The sequence below is a fragment of the Nocardia brasiliensis genome (assembly GCF_042691675.1).
Lineage (GTDB): Bacteria > Actinomycetota > Actinomycetes > Mycobacteriales > Mycobacteriaceae > Nocardia > Nocardia brasiliensis_D.
In genome coordinates, this window is sequence record NZ_CP170507.1 from 665,612 (window position 1) to 678,047 (window position 12,436).

Annotated in this window: 16 protein-coding genes and 1 riboswitch; of the genes, 9 read left to right on the forward strand and 7 right to left on the reverse strand. The window is 68.5% G+C overall.

Annotated features, from left to right (window positions below):
- Positions 1-109: 109 nt before the first annotated feature.
- The 3 genes from ACFK0J_RS03400 (at position 110) to ACFK0J_RS03410 (ending at position 2,506) form a co-directional block, all read left to right on the forward strand.
- Positions 110-1,012, forward strand: coding sequence for an ABC transporter ATP-binding protein (locus ACFK0J_RS03400; RefSeq protein ID WP_378736467.1), 903 nt, complete (start codon positions 110-112; stop codon positions 1,010-1,012).
- A complete protein-coding gene (locus tag ACFK0J_RS03405; protein WP_378736469.1) occupies positions 1,009-1,860 on the forward strand; it encodes an ABC transporter permease in 852 nt (283 codons plus the stop codon). The genes ACFK0J_RS03400 and ACFK0J_RS03405 overlap by 4 nt, the downstream gene beginning before the upstream one ends.
- A gap of 205 nt (positions 1,861-2,065) precedes the next feature.
- Positions 2,066-2,506 (forward strand): OsmC family peroxiredoxin, encoded by a 441-nt coding sequence (locus ACFK0J_RS03410; RefSeq protein ID WP_378736471.1) that lies wholly within the window; start codon positions 2,066-2,068, stop codon positions 2,504-2,506.
- Positions 2,507-2,580: 74 nt separating this feature from the next.
- Here ACFK0J_RS03410 and ACFK0J_RS03415 read toward each other — a convergent pair whose 3' ends face one another.
- The 4 genes from ACFK0J_RS03415 to mhuD form a co-directional block, all read right to left on the reverse strand.
- Positions 2,581-3,072 (reverse strand): hypothetical protein, encoded by a 492-nt coding sequence (locus ACFK0J_RS03415; RefSeq protein WP_378736473.1) that lies wholly within the window; start codon positions 3,070-3,072, stop codon positions 2,581-2,583.
- Between the two features lie 35 nt (positions 3,073-3,107).
- Positions 3,108-3,944 (reverse strand): CbtA family protein, encoded by an 837-nt coding sequence (locus ACFK0J_RS03420; RefSeq protein WP_378736475.1) that lies wholly within the window; start codon positions 3,942-3,944, stop codon positions 3,108-3,110.
- Positions 3,935-4,129: a CbtB-domain containing protein gene (locus tag ACFK0J_RS03425; protein ID WP_218473050.1), complete on the reverse strand. Its 195-nt coding sequence runs from the start codon at positions 4,127-4,129 to the stop codon at positions 3,935-3,937. Before ACFK0J_RS03425 ends, ACFK0J_RS03420 begins: the two co-directional genes overlap by 10 nt.
- A gap of 32 nt (positions 4,130-4,161) precedes the next feature.
- Positions 4,162-4,317, reverse strand: a riboswitch (cobalamin riboswitch).
- An 80-nt stretch (positions 4,318-4,397) separates the two neighbouring features.
- Positions 4,398-4,712: a mycobilin-forming heme oxygenase MhuD gene (gene mhuD, locus ACFK0J_RS03430; RefSeq protein WP_378736477.1), complete on the reverse strand. Its 315-nt coding sequence runs from the start codon at positions 4,710-4,712 to the stop codon at positions 4,398-4,400.
- A 111-nt stretch (positions 4,713-4,823) separates the two neighbouring features.
- Here mhuD and ACFK0J_RS03435 point away from each other — a divergent pair, with 111 nt between their 5' ends.
- On the forward strand, positions 4,824-5,570 hold the full coding sequence (locus ACFK0J_RS03435; RefSeq protein ID WP_378736479.1) for an alpha/beta fold hydrolase: 747 nt from the start codon (positions 4,824-4,826) through the stop codon (positions 5,568-5,570).
- Positions 5,571-5,648: 78 nt separating this feature from the next.
- Here the strand turns inward: ACFK0J_RS03435 and ACFK0J_RS03440 are convergent, their stop codons facing one another.
- Positions 5,649-6,545: an A/G-specific adenine glycosylase gene (locus ACFK0J_RS03440; protein WP_378736481.1), complete on the reverse strand. Its 897-nt coding sequence runs from the start codon at positions 6,543-6,545 to the stop codon at positions 5,649-5,651.
- A gap of 90 nt (positions 6,546-6,635) precedes the next feature.
- On the opposite strand from ACFK0J_RS03440, the gene ACFK0J_RS03445 reads away from it, so the two are divergent.
- Together ACFK0J_RS03445 and ACFK0J_RS03450 are read left to right on the forward strand one after the other, a co-directional pair.
- The gene (locus tag ACFK0J_RS03445; protein ID WP_378736483.1) at positions 6,636-7,259 is read left to right on the forward strand and encodes a carbonic anhydrase; all 624 of its coding nucleotides are present in this window, start codon (positions 6,636-6,638) and stop codon (positions 7,257-7,259) included.
- Between the two features lie 122 nt (positions 7,260-7,381).
- On the forward strand, positions 7,382-8,071 hold the full coding sequence (locus ACFK0J_RS03450; RefSeq protein ID WP_378736485.1) for a hypothetical protein: 690 nt from the start codon (positions 7,382-7,384) through the stop codon (positions 8,069-8,071).
- Between the two features lies 1 nt (position 8,072).
- Here the strand turns inward: ACFK0J_RS03450 and radA are convergent, their stop codons facing one another.
- Positions 8,073-9,485 carry a DNA repair protein RadA gene (radA, locus tag ACFK0J_RS03455; RefSeq protein WP_378736487.1) on the reverse strand — a complete coding sequence of 471 codons (1,413 nt, stop codon included), beginning with the start codon at positions 9,483-9,485 and terminating at the stop codon, positions 8,073-8,075.
- Between the two features lie 99 nt (positions 9,486-9,584).
- The gene (locus ACFK0J_RS03460; RefSeq protein WP_378736489.1) at positions 9,585-10,373 is read right to left on the reverse strand and encodes a hypothetical protein; all 789 of its coding nucleotides are present in this window, start codon (positions 10,371-10,373) and stop codon (positions 9,585-9,587) included.
- Positions 10,374-10,734: 361 nt separating this feature from the next.
- Between ACFK0J_RS03460 and carD the strand changes: the two genes are divergently transcribed.
- From carD to ispF, 3 genes are read left to right on the forward strand one after another with little or no spacing between them, the layout of a single operon-like run.
- On the forward strand, positions 10,735-11,223 hold the full coding sequence (gene carD / locus ACFK0J_RS03465; RefSeq protein ID WP_011206964.1) for an RNA polymerase-binding transcription factor CarD: 489 nt from the start codon (positions 10,735-10,737) through the stop codon (positions 11,221-11,223).
- A gap of 2 nt (positions 11,224-11,225) precedes the next feature.
- Positions 11,226-11,951, forward strand: a complete 726-nt coding sequence (ispD, locus tag ACFK0J_RS03470) for a 2-C-methyl-D-erythritol 4-phosphate cytidylyltransferase (RefSeq protein ID WP_378736491.1) — start codon at positions 11,226-11,228, stop codon at positions 11,949-11,951.
- A gap of 2 nt (positions 11,952-11,953) precedes the next feature.
- Complete coding sequence (ispF, locus tag ACFK0J_RS03475; protein WP_378742599.1) at positions 11,954-12,421, forward strand: 2-C-methyl-D-erythritol 2,4-cyclodiphosphate synthase; 468 nt, start codon at positions 11,954-11,956, stop codon at positions 12,419-12,421.
- The last annotated feature ends 15 nt before the right edge of the window (positions 12,422-12,436 follow it).

The window sequence follows — 12,436 nt, forward strand, 5'->3', positions numbered from 1 at the left end:
CCTCGCTACGTATAACTCAGCTAACCCACTCGCGTATGCCTGCGTACGTACGCCGAACGTCGCCGCGCGACGGATGTGGCGGAAGTGGTCCGCGGCGGAATCTCGAGGCATGACAGATTTGATTGTGGTCACCCGAGGGTTGACCAAACGCTACGGCGAACACACTGCCGTCGACCGCGTGAGCATGAGCGTGGCCGCCGGGGAGATCTACGGGTTCCTCGGTCCGAACGGGGCGGGTAAGACGACAACGCTGCGCATGCTGGTCGGGCTCATCCGGCCGAGCGAAGGCACCGCGTTGGTGGCCGGGCACGCGCCGGGCGACCCGGTGGTGGTGCGCCGGACCGGCGTTCTCATCGAGGGCCCCGGGTTCTATCCGTACCTCTCCGGCCGGGACAACCTGCGGGTGCTCGCGAAATACCGGGGCATCGGCCGTGCCGACGTGGAGGACGCGCTGGACCGGGTCGGGCTGGCCAACCGCGCCGACGACAAGTTCCGCACCTACTCACTCGGCATGAAGCAGCGGCTCGGTGTCGGCGCCGCCCTGCTCGGCCGGCCCGACCTGCTGATCCTGGACGAGCCGACGAACGGCCTCGACCCGCAGGGCATGGCCGAAATGCGCGAGCTGATCACCACTCTCGCCGCGGACGGGCACACGGTGCTGCTGTCCAGCCACATGCTCAGCGAGGTGCAGGAGATCTGCGACCGGGTCGGGGTGATCTCGCAGGGCAAGCTGCTCGTCGAGTCGACGGTCGCGGAACTGCGCGGTGGCTCTTCGATTTTGCTGCGCGCCGAACCATTGGAGGTGGCGTTCCCGGCGGTGCGGGGAGTGGTCGGCGAGCGCGCCGCGATGCTGACCTCCAGTGGCATCCGGATCGAGGCCGGTACCGGGACCGCCCCCGCGGTCGCGCGGGCGGTCGTCGAAGCGGGGGCGGCTCTGCTCGAGCTGCGGATCGATGAAAAGTCCCTGGAAGAAGTGTTTTTCGAAATGACTCAGCTGGAAGTGGCGAAATGACCGTGAAAGACCTGATGGCGAGCACGAAGGCGGAGGCGCTTCGGCTGCGTAAGTGGCCCGCCTTCTGGATCATCCTGGGAACCTGGATTCTGCTGAATCTCACGTTCTCCTACCTGTTCAACTATCTTGCCTACACCTCGGGCGAGTCGGGCCGGATGTCGAACGGCCTGCCCAAAGACACGCTGCTGCAGCAGATGCTGCCCGCCGCGGTGCCGGAGGTATTCACTCAGGGCATGGCCATGTTCGGTGGCGCGCTGATGCTGGTGCTCGGCGCGTTGACCACCGGCAGCGGATATGGCTGGGGCACTTGGAAAGCCGTGTTCACCCAGGGGCCGTCGCGGATCAGTGCGGTCGGTGGGGTAGTGGTGAGCCTGGTTGTCGTGGTGGTCGGGCTGGTTCTGGCCGCTTTCGTGGTGGATATCGGCGTGGCATCGCTGATCGGGGCGACGCAGTCGCAGTCACTCGCGTTGCCGTCGCTGCGTCAGTCGGTGCTCGGGATCCTCACCGGCACCATGATCCTGGGCATGTGGACGCTGGCGGGTGCGCTGATCGGCGCGGTCGCGCGCGGTCCGGCGCTGGCCGTCGGTCTCGGCCTGGTGTGGGTGCTGGTGGTGGAAAATCTGCTGCGTGGCGTCGCGGCGATCTTCTCGCCGATCGCGATCATCACCGATCATCTGCCCGGCACGGCTGCCGGGTCGATGGCCGGGGCGATGCGGACGGTCGGGGCCGGGACGCCCGGCGTGCTCGACATCCTGTCGCGCACCGAGGCGCTGATCGTGCTCGGGACCTACATCGTGCTCTTCGTGGTTGGCACGGCGTGGTTGATGCGCAGGCGCGATCTGATCTGAGTTGAGAACGCGAAAGCCGGTGGTGCAACAGCCTATTTCGAGTCCACCCAGGTGAATCGCCGAGTACCGGCCAACCGTCCTGGACTGCCCGCCGAGCCGTCGAGGTTGCTATGACGGCACTCGAGTCCGACCCGAAGACGCGCGGTGCCCGACTGGCTAGGCTCGGTGCTGCATCGTGACATTGCTCATCAGCGAAAGGACCGTAATGCCTACTCGTACCGCGCGTACTGCTTGGACCGGCACTCTGCAGGAGGGCTCGGGACAGGTCGAGCTGGCCAGTTCCGGCGTCGGCAAGTACGACGTGTCGTTCCCGAAGCGTTCCGCCGAGGAGGCCAACGGCACTACCAGTCCGGAGGAGCTCATCGCGGCGGCGCACTCGTCCTGCTACGCGATGGCCCTCTCGGCGCAACTCGGCAACGCCGGCGGCACCCCGGAGAACCTGGACGTCACCGCCGACGTGACCCTCGGCCCCGACCCGGCGGGCGGCTTCCGGATCACCGGCATCAAGCTGACCGTGCGCGGCAGGGTCTCCGGCATCGATGCCGACGCCTTCGCCGCCGCGGCCGAGGCCGCCAAGGCGGGCTGCCCGGTCAGCAAGGCCCTCGCCGGAGTCGACCAGATCACCCTGGACGCGGCTCTCGCGTAGCGCCGGAACCGTTCCAGTTCTCGGCTGGAGCTTTGATGCCCGGTTTCTCGTGCAGTTGCGCGGGGGGCCGGGCATTACCGTTGGCGAAAGTACCGGCGGGCAGCCGGGTGATACATCGCCGGGATGGCGATCAGCACCGCGACGACGTGGATCGTCCGGAACAGTCCGATCACGGCGGATTCGGCGGTGAGGCCGGTGAAGAGGTCGCCGAACTTGTCCGCGGACAGCAGTGCCGCCAGCGGTTCGATGACGAGCGACAGCAGGCCGAGCACGCCGATGCCGAAGGTGAGCAGGATGCGGGCCCAGCGCGCGCCGTGCGTCATCCGGACGGCGACGAAGAGCACAACCAGGTAGATACCCAGCCGCATGGCGAGCCCGGTGCTCAGCCCGGCGATGTCGGCCTCCGCGCGGTCCAGCATCGCGGCGGCCCGCACGATCGCCTCGCCGACCCCGGCGAGCAGCGCGACGACGAGCCCGACGAAGGCGACATGGACAGCGCGCGGCGGCGTGCGCGCAGCGCCGGAACGAAGCGGTGCGGGCCAGACGGAAAAGGCAGTGTCGATCATGGCACCGACACTGCCCTTCGTCTTCCGGACGCGGATCAGTCCGCGGTAGCGATCGACTCCCGTACCGGAGTATCAGTGCGCGTGGCGAATTCGGTGAGCGCGGCGAAGCCGAGGGCCAGGCAGGCCCACAGCGTCGCGGTCTCGGCCAGCGAGGCCACCCGGAACTCCCACAGCAGACTGGCGGGGAAGTCCGCCTTCACCTCGTTCACGCCGGGCAACAGGAGGTAGCCCACCGTGGTGACGAGGACGAACGCGGCGATCCCGGCGATCAGCCGCAGCATGCTCAGCTGCGCGCGCAGCAACTTGTAGACGTACCCACCCGCACCGACGGCCGCGAGGCCGAGCAGCACCGCCGCGACCCACAGCAGGGTGCGTTCGTTGATCGTGTCCGGATCACCCACCGCTGGCGGGTTCGCCGGATATTTGAAGAACGGCACCGCGACGATCGCCGCCCAGCCGCCGATCCCGAGCGCCAGCGCCAGCTTCGGCCCGGACAATGTGGTGTAGCGCCGCGCGAAGTGCGCGACCGAGGCGTAGATCGCGCCGAGCGCAAGGCCCGCGAGACCGAGTGCCAGGAACTGGCCCGCCTTCTGGCCGGTCCTGCTGACCAGTGGTTCTTCCTCGTCGCCGTGCGAATGTCCGCCTGTCGCCTCCGGTTCCGCGCCGTGCGGATGATCCGCGGGAGCGGAACCGGCTTCCTCGATGGCGATGGCGGCATCGACCTTCGGTTCGCCGACGAAGTAGCCGACGGTCGCGGCGAGCAGACCTGCGATGAGGCCTGCCAGGAGTCCGCGCAATAGGAGGGTTTTCAGCGAACCGAGCAGGGGGACGGCCGCCGACGGAGTCGGCGGGGTGGGTGCGCTCAGTGGCACGGGAGCCCCAGCAAGTGACGTCCGTCGTGCATCAGCTCGTGCATGTACATCCCGCTGCGCGAGATGGCGCCCTGATCGAAGCCGACCAGGTACAGCGTGAGCAGTGCGAGAAGAACGACACCTACCGTGACCAACACAGTGGCGAGTGAATCGGTTGCCCGGCTCGGCGAATGCGCGATAGCCATGCGAGTCCTCCTGAGGGATGCGCGTCCCCGTCGAATGGTGGGCGCGAAGGTGCCGATGTCTGGCTGTCCGGCACTTAGGAACTCGATGCACGGAACACAGTGGCGCGACCGCTCCGGAATCACACCGGATTACCGCATCACCCTCGCGTTTTGTCCTTCGAACTGTGACACCTGTAGGCACCTGCCGTCAACATGACCAGCGGGTATCGCGCCCCGGCGTCGGGCGAGTCGCCGACCCGGCTGAACCGCCTGGCTGGTACCGGTTTCGTCAGTCGGCCGACTTCGCGGTCACGTCGAGGACGACCTCGAATTCCAGCAGCGACGCACCCGTCGAGACCGGCTTCTGCCGCTCACCCGCGTGTGCCTCGCGCGCGGGCCCGTCCCGCCATGCGGCGAACGCTTCTTCCGAATCCCACTGGGTGACAACGAAGTACCGCTTCTCACCGGCGACCGGCCGGAGCAACTGGAAGCCGAGGAACCCCGGCGAACCCTCGACAGCGTGCGCACGGTGGGCGAACCGCTTTTCCAGCTCGGGGCCCGCGCCCTCGGGAACCTCGATCGCGTTGATCTTCACAACAGCCATGGGTTCGACAATACGGCGCACGCGCGGCCGCGGAGCGCGAGGCCGTCGAGCACCGTGCGAGATCGAGGGGGCCGCGAACGCGCCCCGCGGTGGCGCGGCACAATCAACACGGTGTTGCACGACGAAGGCGGAGCGGGAGTGCCGATCCTGCTGCTGCACGGGCTGATGGGCAGTGCTCGGACCTGGCACGATCAGCTGGACTGGCTGCGTGGGTACGGCCACATCTACACCTTCGACGCCGCCGGGCACGGCAGACCGGCGCCGGACGAGTTGACCACCGAGGCATTCGTCGCCGACCTGGCCGCCGCGACCGCGAGCATCACCGAACCCATGGTGGTGATCGGGCATTCGATGGGCGCGCTGCACGGCTGGGTCTTCGCCGCAACCCATCCCGATCGGGTGCGCGCGCTGGTGGTCGAGGACATCGCCCCGGATTTCACCGGCCGCACGGCGGCGAACTGGGCGGCGATGATCGAGGCGTGGCCGCAGCCGTTTCCGGACGCGGACGCCGTGCTCGAATTCTTCGGACCGGTCGCCGGTCGGTACTTCCTCAACTCGTTCGAGCACGGTCCGGATGGTTACCGGCTACACGGTTCGGTCGCGACGTTCCGCGACATCTCGGAGGAGTGGGGGAGTCGCGACTTCTGGCCGCAGTGGCATGCCGTCCGGGTACCCGCGCTGCTGCTCGAAGGTGAACACACCATCACCCCACCCGGTCAGATGCGCCGGATGGCCGAAACTCATCCCGACGCCGAGCACGTACTCGTCTCGGGCGCAGCACATCTCGTGCACGACGACCAACCCGAGCGCTACCGCGCCGAGGTCGAGCGCTTCCTGCGGCGCGTGCTCAACCCCTAGCCGCGCGATTCCGGCTCGCGCACATCGAGTCACCGGTGATCCGTACGAGGAAGCCGAAAAGGTTTGCGGCTCTTCGGGTCAGAGTGCGGTGCCGCCCTCGCCCGCAAGGGCGAAGAGGCCGTCGACGGTCTGCTCGATCAGGCCGTCGACGAGTAGCGAGTCGAGGGCGCGGGCGCGCTGGCCGGGGTCGCGCGGCCAGGCGAGGTCGAGGCGGACTCGCTCGACGGGACCGGTCGCACCGCGCAGGACGTCGAGCAGGCGGCCGCGGGCCTGGCGGTCGGTGCCCTCGTACTTCTGCGTGCGGCGCACCACCTCGGAGACCGGGCGGCCCGCCGTGACCCACGCGCAACTCGGCAGCGGGCAGCGGGAACAGTCCGGCGTGCGGGCGGTGCATACCGTCGCGCCCAGTTCCATCAGCGCGGCGGAGAACACCGCGGCCCGGTCGATCTGTTGCGGCAGTAGCGCTTCCGTCTCCGGCAGATCACGCGACGACGGGTTGCCCGCCTCCGCCCGCCCGTGCACGGCGCGGGCGACCACGCGGCGAACATTGGTGTCGACCACCGGAACCCGTTGTCCGTAGGCGAAACACGCCACCGCCCGCGCCGTGTACGCCCCGATGCCGGGCAGGCTCAGCAGCACCTCGACATCGGTGGGCACCTCGTCGCCGTGCTCGGCGGCGAGCACCCGCGCGCATTCGTGCAACCGCAGCGCGCGACGCGGATAGCCGAGCTTGCCCCACGCGCGCAACACCTCGGCCTGCGAGGATGCCGCCATCGCCGACGGCACCGGCCAGCGCGCCACCCACTCCCGCCAGATCGGCTCGACCCGGACCACCGGCGTCTGCTGCAGCATGATCTCGCTCATCAGGATCTGCCACGCGCTGACCCCGGGGCGGCGCCACGGAAGGTCGCGCGCTGTCTCCTGATACCAGTCGAGCAACACGTCGGCATCGACGCTGTTCGGTGCTTTCCTCACTGTTCCTGTCCTACTGCCGCCGGTTGAGATTTGCCGAGTTGTAACCATGCGAACTCGCTGGTAACGCAAGCGTTGTGCACAATGGTCGGTATGCGAGCTTCCAACCCGATCAGTGCCTGGAAATCTTTGCGGGAAGGCAACGAGCGCTTCGTCAACGGCACGCTGCTGCATCCTAGCCAGGGCGCCGTCGACCGAGCCAAGCTTGTCAGTGGCCAGGAACCGTCCGCGATCCTCTTCGGCTGCGGTGACTCTCGGGTCGCCGCCGAGCTGATTTTCGACCAAGGGCTCGGCGACATGTTCGTAGTGCGCACCGCCGGCCACGTGGTCGACAGCTCGGTACTCGGTTCGATCGAGTACGGCGTGCAGGTGCTCGACGTCCCACTCATCGTGGTGCTCGGGCACGACAGCTGCGGCGCGGTGAAGGCCACCATCGACGCGCTGGACGGCGGGGAAGTGCCCGGTGGCTTCATTCGCAGCGTGGTCGAGCGGGTCACGCCGTCCATTCTGATCGGCCGCCGGGAGGGCCTGTCCACCGTGGACGATTTGGAGGCCAGGCACGTGGTGGAGACGAGCAGGCTGCTCATGCAGCGCTCGATGATCATCTCGCAGCGCGTCGCGACCGGTGATTGCGCGATCGCCTGTGTCACATACAAGCTCGCCGATGGCCGGGTGCAGTTGCAGCGTGTCGTCGGCAACATCGGCGAGCTCGCCTGAACCGGGGTCGTCGGAGTTTTCCCAGCGTGCGGGCCGGAATTTACTCGCCACAATCGCGCATTCCGGTCCGACACGCCGGGAGCATGAGTCGTTGCGCCCGATGGTGCCCTTACCGTTGAGGCGTGCTGGAACCGAATGGACCGCTGCCACCGGAGATCTATTGGCGTCGTCGCGCATTGGCGATCGGCGCCTTGGTCGTGGCGCTGGCGCTGGTCATCTGGCTGGTGCTGACGGTCTCCCGGGGCGGTGACTCGCCCGGTGACTCCGAGCCCGTCGCTGCCGGTGCATCGTCCACGACGACGAGCAAGGCCGCCGAGGTCTCGACGGCAAAGGCCGCGGGCACCAGCGAATCCAGCACCCAGGCGCCATCGAGCAGCGCGACATCGCCCTCGGCCGAACCGGTCGCGGCGGCCGGGCAGTGTCCTGATCAATCGCTGGCGATCAAGATCAGTGTGGACCAGCCGACCTATCGGGTCGGCGAACAGCCGAACTTCCGGATCGTCATCACCAACATCTCCAGCGTGCAGTGCCAGCGGGATATGAACCTGGCGCAGATCCAGGCGTCGGTGTTGTCGTTGGACGGCCAGCGCAAGTTCTGGACGAGTTCGGATTGCTCGCCCGTCGACGAGTCGAACGCGCGGAACCTGAAACCCGGTGAGCAGGCGTTGTTCACGGTGCGCTGGTCGGGCACGACCTCGCAGCCGGGCTGTGTCGGCGAGCGGGTGCCCGTTCCCGCGGGCGCCTATCAGGTCACGGCTCAGTTCGGCTCCCTGCACAGCTCGCCCGAACCGTTCAACCTGACACCCGCCTGAGCTAGAAATCCGGTGCCACTTCCTTCGCCTCCTTCGGCGCCCGGCGTTTTCGCGTGCCGGAGATCCGGATGGCCGATCGGACGTCGGCGACCTCGTGGATCTTCATGCCGCCACGTTTGAGCGGGGCGTAGCCGGGCGGCACCAACGCGGTGGTGAAGCCGAGACGTTCGGCCTCGGCCAGCCTGCGTTCGAGTCCGGTGACCTTGCGTACCTCACCGGCCAGGCCGACCTCGCCGAGGATCACCCAGCCCGCCGGAATCGCCACCTCGGAGTTGGCGCTGGCGATGGCGAGCGCGATGGCCAGGTCGGCGGCGGGCTCCAGCAGCCGCATGCCGCCCACCGTCGCGGCGTACACGTCGGACTTGCCGAGGAACACCTTGCCGCGGCTCTGCAGCACGGCCAGCACCATTGCCACCCGGTTGTAGTCGAGGCCGCTGACCGCGCGGCGCGGGTTCGGAATCTCGGTCTCCACCGTCAGGCCCTGCACCTCGGCGACGAGCGGCCGCTTGCCGTCCATCGCCACGGTGACCGCCGTACCGGGCACCGAATCGGTGCGGTGGTGCAGGAACAGGCCGGACGGGTCGTCGACGCAGGCGATGCCGTCCTCGTGCAGCTCGAAACAGCCGACCTCGTCGGCGCTGCCGAACCGGTTCTTGATGCCGCGCACCATGCGCAGCGCCGAGTTCTTGTCGCCCTCGAACTGCAACACCACGTCGACGAGATGTTCCAGCGTGCGTGGGCCCGCGACATTGCCGTCCTTGGTGACGTGCCCGACCAGCAGCACGGCGATCCCGCTCGCCTTGGCCAGCGAGGTCAGCGCGGAGGTCACCGCGCGCACCTGGGTGACGCCGCCGATCACGCCGTCCACCTCGGGCGCGAGCATGGTCTGCACGGAGTCGACCACCAGTAGCGTCGGCCGCACCTGCTCGACATGCCCGAGCACGATCGAGAGATCGGATTCGGCGGCGAGGTACACCCGCTCGTGCACCGCGCCGGTGCGGTCGGCGCGCAGCCGCACCTGTCCGGCCGATTCCTCCGCCGTGACATACAGCGACTTCGCCTCGTTCTGCCGGGCCCACCGGTGGGCCACCTCGAGCAGCAGGGTCGACTTGCCGACGCCGGGCTCGCCGGACAGCAGCACCACCGAGCCGGGGACCACACCGCCGCCGAGCACTCGGTCCAGCTCACTGACCCCGGTCGGCTGCGCCCGGGTGATCTGGGAATCGATGGTGGAGATGGGGGCGGCGGCGGTGCTCGGCAGCATTGCGCGCCGGGCCGGAGCGCCCGCACCCGTCGCGGCGACGGCGACCTCGTCGACGGTGCCCCACGCCCCGCAGTCGGGGCACTTGCCTACCCACTTGGCGACCTCGTGCGTGCAGGCGGAGCACCGGAAGATCGACCTGGTCTTTGCCACACGCGCACCTTACGTACCGCGTCCGACAAACACCGCGGCCAACGCGAACGGCTGCCGCACCGTGGGGTGCGACAGCCGTTTTGTAAGGGAGCTAGACGATCAGTGTCCGCCCTTGTGCTCGACCTCGGCCGCGCCGGACTTGTCCGACTCGTGCCGCTCGGCGGCGATGCCCGCGTCGACCGGTACCTGAACCTGAACGGTGCCGTTCTGCTTGAAGTTGAACGCCACGGTGTAGGTGAGGCCGGGGGTGATGTCCTTGGTCAGGTTGGTGATCTCGATCAGGATCGGATCGGCCGCCGGGTCGTCGGAGGGTGCGGGCGCGGCGGCGTGATCGCCGGTGCCGTGCGCGTCGGGGGCCGCGGACGGGGACGGCTTGACGGAGGTCGGAGATGCCGCCGAGGTCGGAGCCGCCGCAGAGGTCGGAGACGCCGCAGAGGTCGGAGACGCCGCAGAGGTCGGAGCCGCGCCGTGCGAATCCTCCGCGGGCGCGTCGTGCTTGCCCGGCTTGGTCGCGGCGACCACGGTCTGCTGCGGGGCCAGCTGCACGGCGGACTTGCCGGCCGCCGGGATGATCTTCACGGTGCCCAGGTCGGTGGTGATGCTGTTCAGCTCGTCGGGGACCGACGGGCTGTTGTTGATGATCGACAGCGCGATGAGCGCCTTGCCACCCTTGGTGTTGGTGTATTCGCTGCCCTGGTGCGGGTAGACGATGTGCACATTGCGCAGCGCGATCTTGCCGACATCGGCGTGATTGCCGTTGATCGCGGCCACCTGGTCGGCGGTCTGCGAGATCTGGCCCGAGCTACAGCCGGTCAGTGCGATCGCCGCTCCGGCGGCGAGTGCGGCAACCGGCACCATGCGACGGCGCGCCCTCTTCAAGGCGGTCACAGCTTTCAGGGCAGTCACGGGTTGTCCCTCCATGTCGACCGGGCTCACTCCGCTAGGGAGAGTAGTAACTAGGCAGCGTAGTAGTTCCCGTTACGGACCGAGAGCCCGGGCTCGCGACTCGCGGGTCGTAGATAACAGATCGGTCGAGTGCCGACAGATCGCGGACGTCCTGCCCGGTCGGGGCGTGGGGCTGGTACGGGGGAAGTGCGGGGAGGTAACCCGTTCTGGCACAACGTAATGCACACCGGGCGGGTTCTGTCAAGCCCCACCGCTGCCTCGTTGTGGCCCTGACCTGCACAGTTGATCGCGCCGTTACCGAGTCGCATGTTAAACTGTGAACATCGAAAGGGGCACGGGACACATGATTTTTAAGGTCGGAGACACCGTCGTTTACCCCCACCACGGAGCGGCGCTGATCGAAGCTATCGAGACTCGCACCATCAAGGGTGAGCAAAAAGAGTATCTGGTCCTGAAGGTCGCCCAAGGCGATCTGACTGTTCGGGTTCCCGCTGAGAACGCCGAATACGTCGGCGTTCGTGACGTCGTCGGCCAGGAGGGTCTCGATCGAGTCTTCCAGGTTCTGCGCGCGCCGCACACGGAGGAGCCGACCAACTGGTCCCGCCGTTACAAGGCCAACCTGGAAAAGCTCGCCTCCGGCGATGTGAACAAGGTGGCCGAGGTCGTCCGCGACCTGTGGCGTCGGGAGCAGGATCGCGGCCTGTCCGCCGGTGAGAAGCGAATGCTGGCCAAGGCCCGGCAGATTCTCGTCGGTGAACTCGCGCTCGCCGAGGGCACCGATGACGGCAAGGCCGAGACGCTGCTGGACGAGGTCCTCGCCGCGGCTTCCTGACCGTGAACAATCTCGACAACGGTGCTCGTCTCACCGACGGAACCGTCGTTGCTTTGGTGCCTGCCGCCGGTCGCGGCGTTCGCCTGGGTGAAACCACGCCCAAGGCGTTCGTCCCGGTCGGCGGCAGCCCCATGGTCCGGCTCGCTGTCGAAGGTTTGCTCGCCTCCGGCGCGGTCGACCGGATCATCGTTATGGTTCCCGCCGAATTCGTCGAGAGCGCCGTTGCCCTGCTGCCGCCCTCGGATTCGGTACACGTGGTCGTCGGCGGCGCCGAACGCACCGACTCGGTGCGGGCAGGCATCGCCGCCGCACCCGAGGCCGCCTACTTCCTCGTGCACGACGCCGCGCGCGCCCTCACGCCACCCGGGCTCATCGCCAGGGTCGCCGCCGAGTTGCGCGCCGGGCATCTCGCCGTGGTTCCCGCGCTTCCGGTCGCCGACACCATCAAGACCGTCGACGCGGCGGGCGCGGTGACCGGCACACCGGACCGCGCGGAACTGCGCGCCATCCAAACCCCGCAGGGCTTCGCGGCCGAATTGCTGCGCGCCGCCTATCTGTCCGAGGGCGTCCGAGCCACCGACGACGCCGGGCTGGTCGAACTGCTCGGCACCCAGGTGCGCACCATCCCGGGCGACCCCCTGGCCTTCAAGATCACCACCCCGCTCGACCTGGTGCTCGCGCACGCGGTGCTGGACGGCGCGGACTTCCGCCGGGCGGTGGCCCAGTGACCATGCGCGTCGGCATCGGCAGCGACGTACACCCCATCGAACCGGGCCGCCCCTGCTGGATGGCGGGACTGCGGTTCGACGGCGACGACGGCTGCGCCGGCCACTCCGACGGCGACGTCGCCGCCCACGCCCTGTGCGACGCGCTGCTCTCGGCGGCCGGGCTCGGCGACGTCGGCGCGGTATTCGGCACCGGCCGCCCGGAATGGGCAGGCGTCTCCGGCGCCGCCATGCTGAAGGAAGTGCGCAGGTTGCTCGGCGAGGCCGGCTTCGAGATCGTCAACGCCGCGGTCCAGGTGATCGGCAATCGACCCAAGATCGGACCGCGCCGCGATGAAGCCCAGCAGGTGCTCGGCGAACTGCTCGACGCCCCGGTCTCGGTCTCGGGCACCACCACCGACGGCCTCGGCCTCACCGGCCGCGGCGAGGGCGTTGCCGCGATAGCGACCGCCCTGCTACAAGCCTGTCGCTGACCCCGCTCCGACGGA